The organism is Maritimibacter dapengensis, from assembly GCF_019218265.1.
Lineage (GTDB): Bacteria > Pseudomonadota > Alphaproteobacteria > Rhodobacterales > Rhodobacteraceae > Maritimibacter > Maritimibacter dapengensis.
Genome location: NZ_JAHUZE010000002.1, coordinates 1,036,452 through 1,055,325 on the forward strand (window position 1 = coordinate 1,036,452; position 18,874 = coordinate 1,055,325).

Here is an 18,874-nt window from a genome sequence, read left to right on the forward strand (position 1 = left end):
CGGGCGCGAACATAAGGCTTCATGTCTCGGGTTGCCAGTGTGACTGGACGCTGCTCACGACAATGCTACGTTCTCGCCGAACAGAAAACGGAGACCTCATGGCACTCGATACCGTACTCGTGCGGGTCGACGGCGCGCTGGATGCCGCCCTCGACCGGCTCATAATGCTCCTGGAAATCCCCTCGATCTCGACCGACCCGGCCTTCAAGGACGATTGCGAACGGGCCGCGGACTTCCTTGTCACGGATCTGCAGACCATCGGGTTCGAGGCTGCGAAACGCGCGACGCCCGGTCATCCGATGGTCGTTGCGCATGGCGGGCCGGATGCGGAAGGCGATCTTCCGCACCTTTTGTTTTATGGCCATTACGACGTGCAGCCGGTCGATCCGTTGAATCTTTGGCATACCGAGCCTTTCGAACCGGTAATCGAAGACGTGGCCGGACAGAAAGTGATCCGGGCACGCGGCGCGTCCGACGACAAGGGTCAGCTCATGACCTTTATCGAAGCGATGCGGGCGTGGCAGGAGGTGCATGGCGAGCTTCCCTGTCGCATCACGATCTTCCTTGAGGGCGAGGAGGAGTCCGGCTCGCCCTCGCTCGTGCCATTCCTGAAAGAGAATGCCGAGGAGTTGAGGGCGGATATCGCGATGATCTGCGACACCGGGCTTTTCGACGCGCGGGTTCCGGCGATCGTCACGCAGCTTCGCGGGTTGCTGGCGGAGGAAGTCACGCTCAAGGCCGCGACGCGCGACCTTCACTCCGGATTCTACGGCGGCATGGCGCAGAACCCGATCCACGTGCTGACGAAAATCGTGGCCGACCTGCGCGATGAAAACGGCGCTGTCACCCTGTCCGGTTTCTATGACGGCGTGGACGAGCTGTCGCCCGACCTGAAAGCGCAGTGGGATTCGCTCGGCTTTCAGGGCGACGACTTCCTGTCGTCGGTCGGGCTTTCCACACGGTCCGGCGAGGCGGGGCGTTCGGACCTCGAACTCATGTGGGCGCGTCCGACTTGCGAGGTGAACGGCATCTGGGGCGGCTATGCCGGCGACGGGTTCAAGACCGTGCTGCCCGCCGAGGCCCATGCCAAGATTAGTTTCCGGCTCGTCGGCACGCAAGACCCGGAGAAGATACACGCCGCGTTCATGGAGCACGTGAATGCCCGCCTGCCCGAGGATGTGACGGCCGAATTCGGCAATGGCCACGGCGCGCCCGCAAGCGTCATGTCCACCGACGACCCGGCGTTCGAGACCGCGCGACAGGCGCTTTCGGACGAATGGGGAATGGAAGCGGCTTTTGTCGGGGCTGGCGGCTCGATCCCGGTTGCCGGGCATTTCAAGGACATCCTCGGCATGGACGCGATGCTCATCGGTTTCGCCAAGGATGACGATGCGATCCACTCCCCGAACGAGAAATACGACGTCGAAAGCTTCCACAAGGGAATCCGAAGCTGGGTGCGTATCCTCGGGGCGCTGTCCGGGGCGGTCTGACGCCGGGCGCGCTAGACGAGGCCGAAGAACCGCTCCGGCACTTCGTGACTAAGTGCATAGGTGCCGCGCTGGAAATGCCAGAGGCCGTGGCCGCGCTCGGCAAAGGTCTCATGCATCTTGGCGCGGTATTGCGACATCTCGAACCCGCGCACGATGGGCCGCGAGACGAACCCCTCGAAGAGCGCCCTGTCGTCGCCGCGTTCCTCGGGGAACCAATGCCCGCCGATTCCGGTCTCGCCCTTTTGCAGCCCGGACTTTCCCACGCTCGCGTTCCGGCGGTCCATCAAACCGGTGTATTGCGCGACATCGCAATATTTCATGTGAAAGAGATAAAGCGCCTCGGGTGTGTGTAACTGGTCGTACTTGGCGAAATGGCCGCCGCGCGACACTTCGCCGGGCGCGCCCAGAACGCAAGGCTTCGAATAATGGTAGCTCACCCGCGCGTAACGGCGCGGGCCGAGGATCGGACCGGTGATTGGCTCGGTCTCTTCGTTGATCCGGTGCAGGACCTCCAGACCAAGGGGCGTCAGGATCTTCCGCCGGGGCGCTTTCGCGAGAAAATCCAAGAGGTCCAGGCCGAGCGCCGGATCGACGACGACATATTCGTCCACGTCTCCCACGATGACGTATTTGTAGTAGCCGCGGAGCCCTGACTGAATCCCGTTGAACAGGCGCCACCGCCGCTGGTCGAACTTCTCGGATTTGTCGGGAATCGCGATGATGTTGCATCCCGCGCCGATGCGATTGACCGCATCCTGATTGCCGTGATTGATGATCGTGCAATTCTCGCGCCCAAGCCGGTCGCCATAATACGCGACCCAGCGTTCGAGAAAAAAGTCGTCGTCGCGCACCATGGTCAGCGCGGCGGCAATGTCCTGCATCGTCCGTCCCCAGTCTTTCCCGTCGGGAGAATAGAAAGCTTCGCATCACAGGCAAAGCGTTGAATTGGCTTTATTCACGCCCGAAGCCGGGGCAGATTGCGCGCATGACACTTGCCGCTTCGGGGATCGAGATACACCGCCGCCACAGGCCCGCTCCGGACCATGTGCAGGTTTTCGGTGAACGCTCGTCCGGTACGAATTACGTCAAGACGCTTCTGAAGCGGAACACGACGCTCACGCCGGTGGACCACTACGGCTGGAAACATGGCTTCGCGCAGATGACCGGAATCGGTGCGCGCGGCTTGATCGTCGGCGTGGTGCGCGAACCCCTGGACTGGGCACGGTCGATGTACGACAAGCCGTGGCATTGCCCGCCCGCGATGCAGGCGTTGGATCTCTCGGCCTTCCTGCGCGCCGAATGGGCCACGGTCATCGACCGGAAACGGTATTTCCCCGGCGCGGGGCCGCAAGGCACCGTCGGCACCCTGCTTCAACAGGATCGTCACCCTGTCACGGGCAAACCCTTCGCCAATCTCGGAGCACTGCGCAGCGCCAAGGCCGCCTATCTGCTGGGGATGCGCCACAGGGGCTGCAATCTGGTGCTCTGCCGGCTCGAAGCGGTACAGGCCGACCCGGAAGCTTTCGTCACCGCCGTGAGCGATGCCTTCGATCTTCCGGCGACCGATGCGTTCCGCCCGATCACGCGGCGGCTCGGGTCGCGGTTCCTGCCGAATGTCGAAACCCGGCCTGCACTGCCTGAAAAGATCTCCGAAGACGACCGCGCATTCTTCGCAAGCACGCTCGATGCGCGGCTGGAAGAGGCGATGGGATACGCCCTGCCCTAGCCTCGTGTCCGCACGAAGACCATCCGCGCGAGCTTCGCGATCAGGACCAGCCATGGCGCGCCGTGCATGAGGAAATCGAAGATGTCGATCGGCGCGACCAGCGTCCCGTCGACGAGCATGTTCAGCTTTTCCCAGACATGCGGCGGCGTGAACGGGGCCAGCCCCAGCGTCACACAGAAGAGCAGCACGAAGCCCAGTGGTATGTCGTCGAGGAATGCCATGGCGCACCTGTTCCTTTGAGCTTAGCGTAAGTCCGGCATGGCGCCGGATGCGAGGTGCATATGGTCGCAGGGCCATGCGGTCGCACCCTGTGCGTTGGCCAACAAAAAAGGCTTCCCGAAGGAAGCCTTTTTGCAGCAGTGGCGCGGTTGACGGGGCTCGAACCCGCGACCTCCGGCGTGACAGGCCGGCACTCTAACCAACTGAGCTACAACCGCCCGCTGCGTCCGGTGCTTCTAGGCGCGTCGGCCGACCTCGTCAAGCGGGAGATTGGCGCATTTTCCGAATTTTTTTCCCCGGCTCCGGAAGTGGCCTGCAATGTCGGCATGGGCCGGACGATGCGCCGGTTTGCAGACGGGGTCTTTGGGGAAAATGGTGGGTGGTGAGGGGCTCGAACCCCCGACATCCTCGGTGTAAACGAGACGCTCTACCAACTGAGCTAACCACCCGTGAGGCGGGGATTTAGCGGGTTGAGAACGCGCTGACAACCCCTGCTTTGCGCTACGAATGCGCCATGTCGACTGAGGTCCGCCAAACCTGCGCAAACGGACAGATCAAGGAGCCTGTCGTGATGGTTCGGCCCGAGAGACACAAGGGCCGAAACGCAAAAGGCGCGGCTTTCGCCGCGCCCTGTGCCCTGTCATTCAATCTTCATGAAGAGGGGTGAATGGTGGGTGATAAGAGATTTGAACTCCTGACATCTTCGATGTGAACGAAGCGCTCTACCACTGAGCTAATCACCCGTTGGCAGGCTATTTAGCGTCACTCCGCCGCCGGCACAAGAGGGTCCTTGATCTCCGTCTCGGGCTTTTTGCGCCGTAGCTTGGTGATGATGACCTCGCCATCGTCAAGATCCTTGCGCCGCTGCACCTTGAGGTTGCCAAGCGGTTGAAGTTGCAGTGTTTCCGCCTCTTCCAGCATCGCACCGAGTTCCGTCAGAAGCGCCTCGGTCACCTGGCGGGCGTGCCGAGGTTTGACGCCGGACCGCGCGATGACCCGGTCCACCAGATCCTTCTTGACGAGTTTGTCGACCGCGGATGCGGACCCGTCCGTTACGGCGCGGGTCACGCCCTGCACCGGTGCGGCGGCCTGCTCCGGCTCTACGTCCAGCGCGACGAGAGCGGAGACTTCCGACGCCGACACCTCGTCGTCCTGCGGCTCGAATTCGGGTTCGCTCGTCTTGGGTTTGATGCTCTTGCTCGTGGAACGCGCGGCGGTTTTCCGCGTCGTTTTCTTCGTCGTCGATTTCGACGATGACTTGGTCGTAGCCATTGGTTTGCCTGTCCTAGCCCGGCTTCTGCGGCCGGTTCTGATGAAGTGGCGTCCCGGCGCTTCCGGGTTTGACGCCTATCACTAGTTTATCTTCAATTAGTTAACAAATAAAGGGGTCGGAAAGGATTGTTTCGGCAAAGTATAGGGCCGGACACAATATGCTGTGCCCGGCCCCGATATCTTGCAACGTCTGGCGTGGCGTCAATGCGCGATCTGCGCGGCCTCGCCATCCTTTTTCATCGCCGCTGCGGCGGCCTCTTCGGCGGCTTCGTCCCATTCCACCGGCTCCGGCTGTTCCACCAGCGCCAGCTTGAGCACGTCGCGGACATTGGTGACCGGAATGATCTCAAGCCCTTCCTTTACATTGTCCGGTATGTCGGCCAGATCCTTGACGTTTTCCTCGGGGATGAGGACCGTCTTGATCCCGCCGCGCAGCGCCGCGAGCAGCTTTTCCTTCAGCCCGCCGATGGGCATGGCGTTGCCGCGCAGGGAAACCTCGCCGGTCATGGCGATATCCTTGCGCACCGGGATACGGGTCAGCACGGACACGATCGAGGTCACCATCGCAAGCCCGGCCGATGGGCCATCCTTCGGCGTCGCCCCATCAGGCACGTGCACGTGGATATCCCACTTCTCGAACTGCGGAGGCTTCACGCCGATGTCGGGCGCGACCGAGCGCACGAAGGAACTCGCCGCGTCGATCGATTCCTTCATCACGTCGCCCAGCTTGCCGGTGGTCTTCATCCGACCCTTGCCCGGAAGACGGAGCGCTTCGATCTGAAGCAGATCGCCCCCGACCTGCGTCCAGGCAAGCCCGGTGACGACGCCGATCTGGTCTTCCTTCTCGGCCAGCCCGTAGCGATGCTTCTTCACGCCGAGGAAATCCTCGAGGTTGTCCGGCGCCACCACGACCTTCTCATCCTGCTTTCGCACGATGCGGGTCACGGCCTTGCGCGCCGTCTTGGCAATCTCGCGTTCCAGGTTCCTCACCCCCGCCTCGCGGGTATAGTAACGGATCATGTCGGTCAGCGCCTCGTCGGTCAGCTCGAACTCGCCCTTCTTGAGGCCGTGGTTCTTGATCTGCTTGGCGACAAGGTGCTGTTTCGCGATCTCGCGCTTCTCGTCCTCGGTGTAGCCCGCGAGCGGGATGATCTCCATCCGGTCGAGCAGCGGCCCCGGCATGTTGTAGCTGTTGGCCGTGGTCAGGAACATGACGTTCGACAGGTCGTATTCCACTTCGAGATAGTGGTCCACGAAGGTCGAGTTCTGTTCCGGGTCCAGCACTTCGAGCATGGCCGACGCCGGGTCGCCCCGGAAATCCTGCCCCATCTTGTCGATTTCATCGAGCAGGATGAGCGGGTTCGTCGTCTTGGCCTTTTTCAGCGCCTGGATGATCTTGCCCGGCATGGAGCCGATATAGGTCCGGCGGTGACCGCGGATCTCGGACTCGTCGCGCACGCCGCCCAGCGAGATGCGGATGAATTCGCGCCCCGTTGCCTTGGCGACCGATTGGCCGAGCGAGGTCTTACCGACGCCCGGAGGCCCGACGAGGCACATGATCGGCCCCTTCAGCTTCTTCGAGCGCTGTTGCACGGCGAGATATTCGACGATGCGTTCCTTGACCTTCTCGAGCCCGTAATGATCGGCATCGAGCACCTTCTCGGCGTTGCCCAGATCCTTTTTGACGCGGGATTTCGTGCCCCACGGGATCGACAGCATCCAATCAAGGTAGTTGCGCACCACGGTCGCCTCTGCGGACATAGGCGACATGTTCTTGAGCTTCTTGACCTCGTTCTCGGCCTTTTCGCGGGCCTCTTTCGAGAGCTTCGTCTCGGCGATCTTGCGCTCCAGTTCGGCCACTTCGTCCTGGCCTTCGCCGTCTTCGCCCAGTTCCTTCTGAATGGCTTTCATCTGCTCATTCAGATAATACTCGCGCTGGGTGCGCTCCATCTGCGATTTCACACGCGTCTTGATCTTCTTCTCGACCTGGAGCACCGACATTTCGCCCTGCATCAGGCCAAAGACCTTCTCAAGCCGCTCGTCGATCGGAAGCGTTTCCAGAAGCTCCTGCTTCTGGTCCACCTCGACGCCCAGATGCCCCGCGACGAGGTCGGCCAGCTTGGCCGGTTCGCGGGTTTCCGAAACGGCGGCGAGCGCCTCTTCGGGGATGTTCTTCTTCACCTTGGCGTAACGCTCGAACTCCTCGCCCACCGAGCGCAGAAGCGCCTCCGCGGCGGCTTCATCGTTGATCTTTTCTTCAAGGATCACGGCTTCGGCTTCGAAGAAGTCCGGGTTCTCGATGAATTCCCGGATCGACACGCGCGCCTGACCTTCGACAAGCACCTTCACGGTGCCGTCGGGCAGCTTCAGAAGCTGAAGCACGTTCGCCAGAACGCCGGTGCGGTAAATGCCGTCTTCGGTGGGATCGTCCTCGGCCGGGTCGATCTGGCTCGACAGCAGGATCTGCTTGTCGTCCGCCATCACCTCTTCCAGCGCCTTCACGCTCTTCTCGCGCCCCACGAAGAGCGGCACGATCATGTGCGGGAACACCACGATGTCACGCAGTGGAAGCACCGGATGGATTTTGAGTGTTTGCTCGGTCATGTCTCGTCCTTATCTGCGGCAGACGGTCGGCCCCAATTGCGGCGACCCGAACCGCCTCCTGTTCGCCGATCTTACGTGGGTAATCCACGGTGCGGTTTCAAGCGCACATGCCGGCTTGGCGTATTCCAGACATTGTGCCTTCTGCACATGCAAACGACAAGAGATTGCGTCAAAGGCCACACATTTCTTTATCTGCGGCCCAATTTGGCCACTTTGATCCGGATCTGAGCGGCATCGCGGGAGATTCGCAGTTCTCGGTCGTTTCCCGGTTCGCGACAGACCGATCAGAAACCCGCTTCTGTTGCCTAACGCCCGACAATCACCCCGTTTTTTCCGCAGATTCGGCAATATTTGCCCAATATACGCCCTTTTGTTCGCGCATGGTCGCCATGAAACGACAAGGGCTCTGGGGATGCTGATCCGCCTTCTGAGACGATTGAATCGAGACCGCCGCAGGTTCGCGGTGGCTTTCGTTTTGCTGTTTCTCGCGGGAAGCATCGAGGTCTGGGGTAAATTCCACGTCTTCCCTCCCGGTGTGCTGGAGTTCATCGCGGGCTTCGGGCTGATGACCCTTGTCGGATCGCTCATGCTCGGCATCGGCATCGCGGCTCCGAGCATGCGCCATCTGTTCGCGCCGATTGCGTTCACGCTTTTCGGTTCTGCTGTTCTGGGTCGGGTGTTTCCCGGCTCCGCCTTCTCGTTGTTGACCATCACCGAGGGCGGAGTCCGCGTCATCGCGGGCCTTATCACGACCGGCCTTTTCGTTCACCTCATCTTCTATGGGCGATGGACGGATCGGCTGTTTCGGTCAGGGCGGTCGAAGGTGACGGCACGCGCCACCTCACTGCTCGAGGCCGAGGCGCTCTGGCATGGACTCGTCCCCACGCCAGGGCGCCGAGAAGATCTGCACGACCCAGACGTGCTTTCTGTCGACTGGGTGGATCGCGACCGGACGCGCGTGCGTGTGATCCGCTGGACCCCGCCGCTTCCGAAATACGAAGAATACATACAGGTCGAGGACATGCTTTCGGACACTTACGTGCTCTATTCCTACGTGAACGAGATCAAGGGGACCGAGCGGATCGAAAAAGGCATCCGTGCGATCAAGGTCATCGACCTCGTCGACAGGCGCGTGGTCTACATAACCGAATACCGGCATGACCGCGCAGCGCGCCATGTGCTGTTCGACTGGCTGGACGATGCGCTGGGCCGCCGTCTGGATTCCAAGATCTCGCATCTGGAACGTGCCGTTGCACGCGCGCGGAGCAAGAAGGCTGATCAAGGCGGGATACCCGACGTCGGAGGTATCCGGCGCGCTGCGCAACGCAGGCAAGAGCACGACAGGCTGGCCGCAGAATAGGCAAGCGCAGGCCCGTTCTCACCTTCCTGCCCTAGGCCGTTGTTAACCATTTAATAATTCGGCACGCAGTTCGCCTTATTCTCGCCCAGATCCGCTCCCATCTGCGCAGCCTCAGGAGGCTTCCATGTTCGAACGAGTCAGAAACGCCCTGTATCGCGACCGCCGGAGGCTGGCGTTTTCATCCGCGCTCGTGGCGCTGGCAACGTTTGCCGGATACGACTTCGTTCCCGATATGGTGCCGAGCCTGCCCTCCGAGACGCTGATCATGATTGCGATCATCGCTGCGCTGCCCCTGGTGACATGCACGTTCCCGAAGCAACGCCATGCGGTGGAACTCGCCGCAATATCGAACCTTGTCTTCGTCGCGATCGGCCGGTTCTTTCCGAACCTGAACTTCAACCTCGCCAATCCGGCTGTGAACCCGCTTTCAGCCCTGTTGCTGTATCTCGTTGTGATTGCGCTTTCGGCGCTCCTTCTCCGGGGGTCGTGGTCGGACCGTTTTCGCAAGCCCGGCACGATGACCGAGACCGCCAGGGCGTATTCCAGCCTGACGGTCGAGCAACTTTGGTTCGGGCTGGTTCCGATGCCGGGTCACATGGACAAGTGCCCCGACCCCAACATCATCTCGGTCGAGTTCGCCGATCCTGGGCGCCGGATCATCCGCGTGGTCAGTTGGCAACCGGACAGGCTGTCGTCCGTGACATGGCTGCATATCGAGGAAATCACCCCGATGGTTTCGGTGCGATTGCGGCTGGAAAAGCCTGAGGGGCGTGGACAGACGAGGGATGCGGGCGTCATGGCGTTCCGTCTGTCCGACGAAGGCCACCGACGCCGCATCGAGGTGACGCATGACGTGCATCGACCGACGTTGAGGCGCATGATGACCGCCTGTGTCGACGACACGCTCGGGCGGGTGATGGACCACCGTCTGAGGTTGGTAGAGCGCGCGGTGGCCGCGGCGAGGGCGAAATCCCATGAGGCGCGGCAGGCGCCCGAAGACCTGAACGACCTCATCGACACGGTGGCACGACAGCAGGACCGACACACAGGGCCGGAACGCTGTCGTCAGCCGGCCGAACGATCCGCCGTCACCGCGAAAGTTTAAAGCGGCGCGATGTCCCCCGCGCTGCGCTGGGCGTTGAAATCCGCTTCGAACGCGTCGAAGGACCCCGCCGAGATCGCGTCACGCATTTCGGCCATAAGCTCCTGATAATAATGCAGGTTATGCCATGTGAGCAGCATGGACGAGATGATCTCGCCAGACCGAAACACATGGTGCAGATAGGCGCGTGAGTAGTTCGTGCAGGCAGGGCATGTGCAGGCCTCGTCAAGCGGCCTCGGGTCGTCGGCATGGCGCGCATTCTTGATGTTGACCTGCCCGCGGCGGGTCCATGCCTGCCCGGTGCGCCCGGACCGTGACGGCAGAACGCAATCCATCATGTCGACGCCGCGTTTCACCGCGCCCACGATGTCGTCCGGCTTGCCAACGCCCATCAGGTAACGCGGCTTATCGGCGGGCAGCATACCGGGGGCGTAGTCGAGCACCTGGAACATGATCTTCTGCCCCTCGCCCACGGCGAGCCCGCCGATGGCGTATCCGTCGAACCCGATCTCTTGCAGCGCCTCGGCGCTTTCGCCGCGCAGATCCTCGACGTCCCCGCCCTGCTGGATGCCGAAGAGCGCGTGGCCGGGACGATCCCCGAAGGCATCGCGCGAGCGCTGGGCCCATCTCATCGACAGGCGCATGGACTCGGCAATCCGGTCATGATCGGCTGGAAGCGCGGGGCATTCGTCGAAACACATGACGATGTCCGACCCAAGCTGGCGCTGAATGTCCATCGACGTCTCGGGCGAAAGCATGTGGCGCGATCCGTCCACGTGTGAGCGGAAGGTCACGCCCTCCTCGGTCAGCTTGCGCAATTCGGCGAGGCTCATCACCTGGAACCCCCCGGAATCCGTCAGGATCGGGCCAGACCAGTTCATGAACCGATGCAGGCCACCGAGACGTTCGATCCGCTCCGCGCCCGGCCTCAGCATCAGGTGATAGGTGTTGCCCAGAAGGATATCCGCCCCGGTCGCCGCGACGCTTTCGGGCATCATCGCCTTGACCGTCGCCGCCGTGCCGACCGGCATGAACGCGGGCGTGCGGATCTCGCCGCGCGGTGTGGAAATCACGCCTTTTCGGGCGCGACCGTCCGCGGCTTCGAGGGTGAAGGAAAAACGCTCTGTCATGGCGCGTCCTTTACGCGCCGGACGGTTCACGGGCAAGGACCGGTTGTGGCGCAGCGCGCCGGACGTGCTATGGCTGGTGATCCGAGAGGCGGGAATCGCCCGGGGCTGGCAGGGAGTAAAACGCATGACCACGACACCGCTTCATTTCGGCTGGGAAGAGTGGCTCGCCCTGCCCGACCTCGGCATCCCGTCGGTCAAGGCCAAGATCGACACCGGCGCGCGCACATCGGCGCTACATGCCGACGATATCGAGACCTTCGGGCCCGCGTCGGAGCCGAAGGTGCGCTTCACCGTGCGACCCGTGCCGGGGCGCGATGACATCGTGATCCCCTGTTCCGCCAATGTCGTCGACCGGCGCGAAGTCACCTCCTCCAATGGGGAGAGCGAGAACCGCGTGGTGATCGAAACGACGCTCTCGGTCGGTGGACAAAGCTGGCCGATCGAGGTCACGCTCACCAACCGCGAAACCATGGCGTCACGAATGCTGGTCGGGCGTCAGGCGCTTCTGGATCACATCTCGATCTCGGCCCATGACCGGCTGATCCAGCCCGAACTGGGCTATGACATCTACCACACCTCCGACGTGGCCAAGGCGCAGCCGAAACGCGCGCTTCGGGTCTGTGTGCTGTCGCGTGAAGACAATTACACGACCCGGCGCATCGTCGAGGAAGGCGAAAGACGCGGCCATGCGGTCGAGGTGATCGACACCACGCGCTGTTACATGGCGATCAACGCACTTGCCCCCGAGGTGCATTACGACGGTCAACGCTTGCCAGTCTATGACGCGGTGATCCCGCGCATCGGCGCGTCGATCACGCCCTACGGCACCGCCGTGGTGCGGCAGTTCGAAACCATTGGCACCTATTGCCTGAACGGCTCGGTCGGCATTTCCGGCTCGCGCGACAAGCTTTTCGCGCATCAGCAGATGGCAAAGGCCGGGATCGGCATGCCGGACACCGCTTTCGCCGCCTCGCCCAAGGACAACGCAAACCTCGTCGGGCTGGTGGGCGGCGCGCCAATGATCGTGAAACTGCTCGAATCGACCCAGGGGCGCGGCGTGGTGCTGGCCGAGACCCGCAAGGCCGCCGAATCCGTGATCGACGCGTTTCGCGGGCTGAAGGCCAACTTCCTCGTGCAGCATTTCGTCAAGGAAGCGGCGGGCGAAGATATTCGTTGTCTCGTGATCGGGGCCAAGGTCGTCGCCGCGATGAAGCGCACCGGGGCCGACGGCGATTTTCGCTCGAACCTGCACCGGGGCGGCTCGGCCACGAAGGTCCGCATTTCCGCCGAGGAACGGCGCACGGCGCTCCGAGCAGCGCGGGCGTTTGGTCTGTCTGTCGCGGGCGTGGACCTGCTTCGATCCGAGACCGGACCCAAGGTGCTCGAGGTCAATTCATCGCCCGGTTTCGAGGGCATCGAAAAGGCGACCGAAAAGAACCTCGTCGGCCTGCTCTTTGACGAGATCGAGCGGCGCGCCCGGCCGGAGCCAAAACGTCGGCGCAAGAAATCGGCCTAAAGGCAGGTCGCAAGCGCGACCGTCGCGCCTGCGAGAGGGAACGTCACCCGAGCTCCATCGCGTCGAGTTTCGCGGCGCAGATGAAATCCTTTTCCGACAGACCGCCGACGTCATGGGTGGTGAACGCGACCTCGAGATACCCCCAGCCCAGCGAAATATCGGGGTGGTGCCCTTCCTTCTCGGCCACGAAACCCACGACATTCGCCATACGCAGGGCCGGCGCGAAGCTCTTGGTCTTGTACCGCCGTTTGAGCGTGTCGCCCGATATTTTCCATCCGCCGGCCAGTTCGGCGCGCAGCTTCTCGGCATCATCGCCCTTCAGTGCCGTCAACTCGCCGAGATCGGCGCAGGATTTGCTTGCAAGATCCGTCATGGTTTCCCTCCCTTCATGTTGGTTGTGAGGTTTCAACGATCCAAGTGGTGCAGAGGTTCATATCTGCATGTGAAGTCCCTTCGCGCCTATCGCGCGTACTCTGCCTTTGACCGAGCTGCGCAGATTCCACCCCGCGCAGGACGGGATCGGACGCCGCGACACTTTGCCGGCAATTTATCATCTCACGATTCCTCGCCCCTCTGGACCTCATCTCTCGAAAAACCTATATGTTCAGTCAGGAATACAAGGACAGGCCCGCGATGAACAGCGAACCGGACAAGGTGGAGGGCGCGCCCCTCATCAAACCCTCCAGCACCGACCACCCGCTCTACGAGAAGATCGTGGAGGGCTGTCGCACGGTCTATGACCCGGAAATTCCCGTGAATATCTACGATCTCGGCCTCGTCTATACGATCGACATCAATGACGAGAACGAAGTGTTCGTTCTCATGACCCTGACCGCGCCCGGATGCCCGGTGGCAGGCGAGATGCCTGGTTGGATCATCGACGCGATCAGCCCGGTCGAAGGCGTCAAGGACGTGCAGGTCGAACTGGTCTGGGACCCGCCCTGGGGCATGGACATGATGTCGGACGAAGCACGGCTGGAACTCGGCTTCATGTGACGTAAGCGTTTTCGCTTGCCTTTCTTAAAAGTAAGCATATATACTTACCTTCACCGGAGGTAATTGTTAATGCTTGCCGTTCTCACAGGAGACTTCATCGGGTCGGGCGATTGGTCGCCCGGCGATCTGGACCGCGCGCATCACGCGCTCGCGGCGCAGGCCGACCGGGTCGCCGATTGGTCGGGCGGGTCGACCGCCTATACCCGCAATCGTGGCGATGGCTGGCAGATGGTGCTTCATCGCCCCGAAATGGACCTGCGCGCAGCGCTTGCGATGCGGGCGGTGCTGCGTGTCGAAGGCAAGACCTTCGCGACACGCATCGCGATTGCGCGCGGCGAGGGTGAGGTGCCGGGGCGCGACCTGAACCGTGCCCACGGTCCGGCGTTCACCAAGGCCGGACACGCGCTCGACGCGATGGAAGACGAGATCACCATGGTCCACACCTCCGGCGGCATACTTGGCGCGGCCACGCTCTTTGCCGACGCGCTCAGCTTCGGCTGGACGCCTGCACAGGCCCGCGCGCTGGCCCCGATGCTTGCCCCGGACCCGCCGACCCACGCAGAGGTCGCGAAGGCGCTGGGCATATCGCGCTCGGCGGTCAGTCAGGCCCTTGCCGCGGCCGATTACGATCACATCGCCCGCGCGCTCGACGCCTACGAAGCGGACGGGTGACACCCGCTCTGCAAGCCGATACGCTTCCCGAACGTGAATGACAGTAAAACCGCTTACGGGCCTCCCAGATGTTCGAGACTTTCACCGCCCTCCTCCTTGCCCATGCGGTCGCGGATTACGTGGCCCAGACGCGCTGGATGGTGGATCACAAGGCATCGGTCGCAGCCTTCACGCTTCACGGCCTCGTCGTCCTGGTGACGGCAGGCCTTGCGCTGGGCCGCTGGGACGCCTGGGAAATCGCCGCCCTGACCGCCGCGCATCTGGCCATCGACGCGGTTAAGACACTCGGCAAGTTCGACAGGGCAAGTGCCCATCTGATCGACCAATCCGCCCATCTCGTCACGCTCGGTGTGGTCGCGGCCTATGCCCCCACACTCTACGCCGACGGGCTTTGGGCGCCCTACGGCGCATGGATCCCGCAGGCTTTCGCCATAGCCGCGGGCGCGATCCTGACGATCCGCACGGGCGGTTTCGTGGTCGGCAAACTCATGTCGGAATTCGCGTCCGACAACCTGCCCGAAGGCTTGGAGAACGGGGGCATGATGATCGGATACCTGGAGCGGGGACTGATCTATCTCCTCGTGCTGGTCGGACAGCCCGGCGGCGTCGGCTTCCTGATCGCCGCGAAATCCATCCTGCGCTTCGACACCTCGAAGGACCAGCATCAGGGCGTGGCGGAATACACGATCATCGGCACGCTGGCCTCGTTCGGCTGGGCGATCCTCGTGGCATACGGCATCATCGCCCTTCGCGGGGCGCTGCCACCCATAGGCGGCTGATCCGGCCACGCCCATCGACGCGTCGGGAGCGTCCTTCCCGATGCGCGCAGAGACGCATGCACCCGTGCATCTGCTCACCGATCCGGCGCGCTTCGGTTCTTGATGCATAGGCTCCAAAGGCTTAGGTAGAAGCTGAAGGAGAGACCCATGTTTGGCATACCCGGAAAACAAGCTGTCACCATGACCGATCGGGCCGCGGCTCAGATCGCGAAACTGATGGACAAGGACGGGCATCAGGGCCTGCGGATCGGCGTCAAGAAAGGCGGCTGCGCGGGCATGGAATACACGATGGATTATGTCGATGCGGTCGACGAGAACGACGAGGTCGTCGAACAGGACGGCGCGCGCGTGATGATCGCGCCCATGGCGCAAATGTTCCTCTTCGGAACCGAGATCGACTACGAGGTCTCGCTCTTGGAAAGCGGCTTCAAGTTCCGCAACCCGAACGTGGTCGACGAATGCGGCTGCGGTGAGTCGATCAAGTTCGACGAGAAGCTCGCGGCAGGCGAATGAGCGTCACCGACGGCGACATCGAACGGGTCTATGAGCTGTTCGATGATGTCGGCGGTCTGTCACACCGGAAAATGATGGGCGGCGCGTCGTTCTACTGCAACGGCCAGATTTTCGCGATCCTATCGGCCGAGGGACGCGTGTTTCTCAAAGCGTCCGGCCCCTTTGCAGACGAACTGGCGGCCGAGGGTGCCGAAAAGTTCGAGATGGAGGACGGGCGTGGCATGAATTACTGGACCCTGCCCGACGCCGCGCTGGACGACCCGGAGCTCGCCTGTGACTGGGCCAGACGCGGGCTGGCGGCACTTTAACCCGTAACGCTGCGCATTGCGCCGCCGTCTTCACTCCTTTTTGCCTCGCGCGTCAGCCCGGTCGAACCCCGATCGCCTCACGCCCCACCGCCATTCCCCTTGCCCTCCCGATCAGGCGCGTTAGGTTTTCCCTGCGGCAGAAAAGGAGATCGCAATGACGCGCAAACTCGCGGCGGGAAACTGGAAGATGAACGGTCTGATGGCATCGCTGGACGAATTGAAGACGCTCGTCCAAAGCCACGGTGATGTCGACACGGATGTGCTGATCTGCCCACCCGCCACGCTCCTGACCGCCGCACGTGACATTGCCGGCGACAAGATCGCCATCGGCGGGCAGGATTGCCATGCCGAGGCCTTCGGCGCCCATACCGGCGACATTTCGGCCGAGATGATCCGCGATGCAGGCGGAACTTACGTGATCCTGGGCCATTCTGAGCGGCGCGAGGACCACGAGGAAACCGACGAAAACGTCCGCGCCAAGGCCAAGGCCGCGCTCGCGGCGGGTCTGACCGTCGTCATCTGCGTGGGCGAGAGCCTTGAAGAACGTGAGGCGGCCAATACGCTCGACATCATCGGGGGTCAGCTCGCCGGGTCGATCCCGGACCTCGTGACCGGACAGACCCTCGTCGTCGCCTATGAGCCGATCTGGGCCATCGGGACCGGCAAGACCCCGACGCTCGACGAGATTGGCGAAGTGCACGATTTCATCCGCTCGCGGCTCGAGCGCAGGTTCGGCGCGGGCGTCGGGCGGTCGACGCCGATCCTTTACGGCGGCTCGGTCAAACCCGGAAACGCCGCCGAGATTTTCGGCGTGTCGAACGTGGACGGCGCGCTGGTCGGTGGCGCATCGCTCAAGGCCGAGGATTTCGGGCCGATCATCGACGCGCTCGAAAAATCCTGAGCCCGCCCCATGGATCATGACGACCTCGCCCATTGGTCAAAACGCGCCGCCGACTGGGCACGCGACTACCACGCAACGCTCCGCGACCGACCCGTGCGCCCGAACATTGCGCCCGGTGAATTCCGCGCGCTGATCGACGCTCCGCTCCCCGAAGACCCTGAACCGATCGAGACGATCTTCGACGATTTCACCCGGCTCGTGCCCGATGCGATGACCCATTGGCAGCACCCCCGCTTCTTCGCCTATTTCCCAGCCAATGCCGCGCCGGCCTCGATGCTGGCCGAGCAACTCGCCAATGCCATGGCCGCGCAGGCGATGCTGTGGCAGACCGCCCCGGCGGCGAACGAGATGGAAGAGCTGGTGATCGACTGGATGCGCGAGGCACTCGGCCTGCCCGAAGGCTTCACCGGCACGATCCATGACAGCGCAACCACCGCGACCTTTTCCGCCGTCGCCACGATGCGCGAACAGGCCCTGAATTATGAGGGTGTGACGCAGGGGCTCCACGGCGGGCCGCGCCTGCGCCTCTATGCCTCCGCGCAGACCCACTCCTCGGTCACGAAGGCCGCACGGCTGACCGGGATCGGCGCGGAGAACCTCGTTCAGGTGCCGGGGCGGCGCGGTGATCCGCATTTCTCGATGGACCCCACGGCGCTTGACCGGCTGATCCGCGAAGACAAGGCCGCAGGTTACACCCCCATCGGTGTCGTGCTCGCCACGGGCGGCACCGCGATTGGCGCCTGCGACGACCTCGACGCCGCCATTGCGGTGGCAAGGGACCACCACCTGCCGACCCACGTCGACGCCGCCTGGGCCGGGTCGGCGATGATCTGCCCGGAATTTCGCGATCTCTGGGCCGGCGTCGAGCAGGCAGACAGCGTCGTCTTCAATCCGCACAAATGGCTTGGCGCACAATTCGACCTGTCGATCCAGTTTCTGCGCGACCCGACTCCGCAGGTGCGTACGATGGGCCTGCGCCCCGCCTACCTGCAAACGCTGGGCGACGACGAGGTGACGAACTTCAACGAATGGACCCTGCCGCTCGGCCGCAGGTTCCGGGCGCTGAAGCTGTGGTTCCTTCTGCGTGCCGAGGGCTTGTCCGGCCTGCGCGCCCGCATCCGAAATCACGTGGCCTGGGCGCACGACGCCCGCGACGCCATCGCCGCTCTTCCCGGTTTCGAGATCGTGACCGAACCCATCCTGTCGCTCTTCACCTTCCGCTTTCGCGACGACGCCACGACCGAACGCCTGCTCGATGCGGTCAACCGCGACGGGCGTATCTACCTCACCCAGACCAGCCACGACAGCGCCTTCGTGATCCGGATGCAGGTCGGCCAGTTTGACGTGACCCGCGAAGATGTCATGATGGTCCCCGACGTGTTGCGAGAGATTTCCGAAAGCCTATGACCCATCGTCTTCTTGCCCTTGTTCTTCTCTGCCTGCCCGGCTGGGCGGTCGCGCAGGATGGCGGCGCAGCCTGGCCGATCTATGAGTCGACCTTTGTCAACGATTACGCCAATCTCCTGCCCGATGACGTGGAAACCCGCATCACCCGCTCGCTCGAGGTTCTGCGCGAGGACACGGGCGTCGAGGCGACGGTTCTGACCCTGCCGACGCGTCAGGGCTACACCCCGACCGGGACGATGGAAGAATTCGCCACCGGCCTGTTCAACCATTGGGGCATCGGGGACGCGTCGCGCAACGACGGCATCCTCATCATGGTGCTCCGAAATGACCGCCAGATGCGGATCGAACTCGGATCGGGCTACCCGTCAGGCTTCAACCGCGAAGCACAGGACATCATCGACCGGGTGTTCCTGCCGGATTTCCGAAACGACAATTACGCCGACGGGATCGAGGACGGGACCGATGCGGTGATCTCGCGCATCGCGCGCGTCCACGCCGAGGGCGGCGCACCGCCCGAAAGCTCGAGCACCGATCCGGTCGGTGTCGGGGTCGGCGCGACCCTTGGCATCTTTGGCGTGATCGCGGCGGTGTTCGCGATTTTCTGGCACCGCATCCGCGACCGCTTCTCGCGCTGCCCGCAATGTGGCGAACGCGGCATCCACACGACGCGCCAGACCCTGCAACGTGCCACCCGCTCGCGCAAAGGTCACGGCCAGAAGACCACCGACTGCCCGCATTGCGGCTACCATTCCACCGCGCCCTTCGTGATCCCGCTGGTCACATCCTCGTCATCATCGGGCGGATCGTTCGGCGGCGGGTCGTCTTCGGGCGGCGGGGCGTCAGGAAGCTGGTAGGCGACAGGTTGCGCCAAGAGGCACA

General features: G+C 63.0%; 19 protein-coding genes and 3 tRNA genes. 13 read left to right on the forward strand and 9 right to left on the reverse strand.

Annotation, left to right across the window (positions count from 1 at the left end):
• Window positions 1-98 precede the first annotated feature (98 nt).
• Window positions 99-1,490, forward strand: coding sequence for a dipeptidase (locus KJP28_RS11460; RefSeq protein WP_218392670.1), 1,392 nt, complete (start codon window positions 99-101; stop codon window positions 1,488-1,490).
• Window positions 1,491-1,501: 11 nt separating this feature from the next.
• On the opposite strand, the gene KJP28_RS11465 is transcribed toward KJP28_RS11460, so the two are convergent.
• Window positions 1,502-2,371 carry a glycosyltransferase family 2 protein gene (locus tag KJP28_RS11465; RefSeq protein WP_218392671.1) on the reverse strand — a complete coding sequence of 290 codons (870 nt, stop codon included), beginning with the start codon at window positions 2,369-2,371 and terminating at the stop codon, window positions 1,502-1,504.
• A 104-nt stretch (window positions 2,372-2,475) separates the two neighbouring features.
• On the opposite strand from KJP28_RS11465, the gene KJP28_RS11470 reads away from it, so the two are divergent.
• Window positions 2,476-3,216, forward strand: coding sequence for a hypothetical protein (locus tag KJP28_RS11470; protein WP_218392672.1), 741 nt, complete (start codon window positions 2,476-2,478; stop codon window positions 3,214-3,216).
• Here the strand turns inward: KJP28_RS11470 and KJP28_RS11475 are convergent.
• The 6 genes from KJP28_RS11475 to lon form a co-directional block, all read right to left on the reverse strand.
• A complete protein-coding gene (locus KJP28_RS11475; protein ID WP_218392673.1) occupies window positions 3,213-3,437 on the reverse strand; it encodes an RND transporter in 225 nt (74 codons plus the stop codon). The two genes, KJP28_RS11470 and KJP28_RS11475, sit on opposite strands and share 4 nt — an antisense overlap.
• Window positions 3,438-3,576: 139 nt before the next feature.
• Window positions 3,577-3,653: transfer RNA gene (locus KJP28_RS11480), tRNA-Asp, on the reverse strand.
• 155 nt (window positions 3,654-3,808) lie between these two features.
• Window positions 3,809-3,884, reverse strand: a tRNA-Val gene (locus tag KJP28_RS11485).
• Between the two features lie 219 nt (window positions 3,885-4,103).
• Window positions 4,104-4,178, reverse strand: a tRNA-Val gene (locus tag KJP28_RS11490).
• 19 nt (window positions 4,179-4,197) lie between these two features.
• Entirely contained in the window at window positions 4,198-4,707 is a 510-nt protein-coding gene (locus KJP28_RS11495; RefSeq protein ID WP_218392674.1) for an HU family DNA-binding protein, read from the reverse strand.
• Between the two features lie 201 nt (window positions 4,708-4,908).
• The gene (lon, locus tag KJP28_RS11500; protein WP_218392675.1) at window positions 4,909-7,311 is read right to left on the reverse strand and encodes an endopeptidase La; all 2,403 of its coding nucleotides are present in this window, start codon (window positions 7,309-7,311) and stop codon (window positions 4,909-4,911) included.
• A gap of 463 nt (window positions 7,312-7,774) precedes the next feature.
• Between lon and KJP28_RS11505 the strand changes: the two genes are divergently transcribed.
• Window positions 7,775-8,671, forward strand: coding sequence for a hypothetical protein (locus KJP28_RS11505; RefSeq protein ID WP_218392676.1), 897 nt, complete (start codon window positions 7,775-7,777; stop codon window positions 8,669-8,671).
• Between the two features lie 124 nt (window positions 8,672-8,795).
• Window positions 8,796-9,776 (forward strand): hypothetical protein, encoded by a 981-nt coding sequence (locus tag KJP28_RS11510; RefSeq protein ID WP_218392677.1) that lies wholly within the window; start codon window positions 8,796-8,798, stop codon window positions 9,774-9,776.
• Here KJP28_RS11510 and tgt read toward each other — a convergent pair.
• Complete coding sequence (gene tgt / locus KJP28_RS11515; protein ID WP_218392678.1) at window positions 9,773-10,903, reverse strand: tRNA guanosine(34) transglycosylase Tgt; 1,131 nt, start codon at window positions 10,901-10,903, stop codon at window positions 9,773-9,775. The genes KJP28_RS11510 and tgt overlap by 4 nt on opposite strands.
• A gap of 124 nt (window positions 10,904-11,027) precedes the next feature.
• Between tgt and rimK the strand changes: the two genes are divergently transcribed.
• A complete protein-coding gene (gene rimK, locus KJP28_RS11520) occupies window positions 11,028-12,419 on the forward strand; it encodes a 30S ribosomal protein S6--L-glutamate ligase (RefSeq protein ID WP_218392873.1) in 1,392 nt (463 codons plus the stop codon).
• Window positions 12,420-12,462: 43 nt separating this feature from the next.
• Here rimK and KJP28_RS11525 read toward each other — a convergent pair whose 3' ends face one another.
• Complete coding sequence (locus tag KJP28_RS11525; protein WP_218392679.1) at window positions 12,463-12,792, reverse strand: 4a-hydroxytetrahydrobiopterin dehydratase; 330 nt, start codon at window positions 12,790-12,792, stop codon at window positions 12,463-12,465.
• A 260-nt stretch (window positions 12,793-13,052) separates the two neighbouring features.
• Here KJP28_RS11525 and KJP28_RS11530 point away from each other — a divergent pair, with 260 nt between their 5' ends.
• The 8 genes from KJP28_RS11530 to KJP28_RS11565 all read left to right on the forward strand — a co-directional run bounded on the left by KJP28_RS11530 (window position 13,053) and on the right by KJP28_RS11565 (window position 18,849).
• Window positions 13,053-13,415, forward strand: a complete 363-nt coding sequence (locus KJP28_RS11530; RefSeq protein WP_218392680.1) for an SUF system Fe-S cluster assembly protein — start codon at window positions 13,053-13,055, stop codon at window positions 13,413-13,415.
• Between the two features lie 69 nt (window positions 13,416-13,484).
• The gene (locus KJP28_RS11535; protein WP_218392681.1) at window positions 13,485-14,087 is read left to right on the forward strand and encodes a MarR family transcriptional regulator; all 603 of its coding nucleotides are present in this window, start codon (window positions 13,485-13,487) and stop codon (window positions 14,085-14,087) included.
• Between the two features lie 68 nt (window positions 14,088-14,155).
• Window positions 14,156-14,866, forward strand: coding sequence for a DUF3307 domain-containing protein (locus tag KJP28_RS11540; protein WP_218392682.1), 711 nt, complete (start codon window positions 14,156-14,158; stop codon window positions 14,864-14,866).
• Between the two features lie 147 nt (window positions 14,867-15,013).
• A complete protein-coding gene (locus KJP28_RS11545) occupies window positions 15,014-15,379 on the forward strand; it encodes a HesB/IscA family protein (protein ID WP_218392683.1) in 366 nt (121 codons plus the stop codon).
• The gene (locus KJP28_RS11550; RefSeq protein ID WP_218392684.1) at window positions 15,376-15,687 is read left to right on the forward strand and encodes a TfoX/Sxy family protein; all 312 of its coding nucleotides are present in this window, start codon (window positions 15,376-15,378) and stop codon (window positions 15,685-15,687) included. The genes KJP28_RS11545 and KJP28_RS11550 overlap by 4 nt, the downstream gene beginning before the upstream one ends.
• Before the next feature lie 154 nt (window positions 15,688-15,841).
• A complete protein-coding gene (gene tpiA / locus KJP28_RS11555; protein WP_218392685.1) occupies window positions 15,842-16,588 on the forward strand; it encodes a triose-phosphate isomerase in 747 nt (248 codons plus the stop codon).
• Between the two features lie 9 nt (window positions 16,589-16,597).
• Entirely contained in the window at window positions 16,598-17,995 is a 1,398-nt protein-coding gene (locus KJP28_RS11560) for a pyridoxal phosphate-dependent decarboxylase family protein (RefSeq protein ID WP_218392686.1), read from the forward strand.
• The gene (locus tag KJP28_RS11565; RefSeq protein ID WP_218392687.1) at window positions 17,992-18,849 is read left to right on the forward strand and encodes a TPM domain-containing protein; all 858 of its coding nucleotides are present in this window, start codon (window positions 17,992-17,994) and stop codon (window positions 18,847-18,849) included. The genes KJP28_RS11560 and KJP28_RS11565 overlap by 4 nt, the downstream gene beginning before the upstream one ends.
• Window positions 18,850-18,874 lie beyond the last annotated feature (25 nt).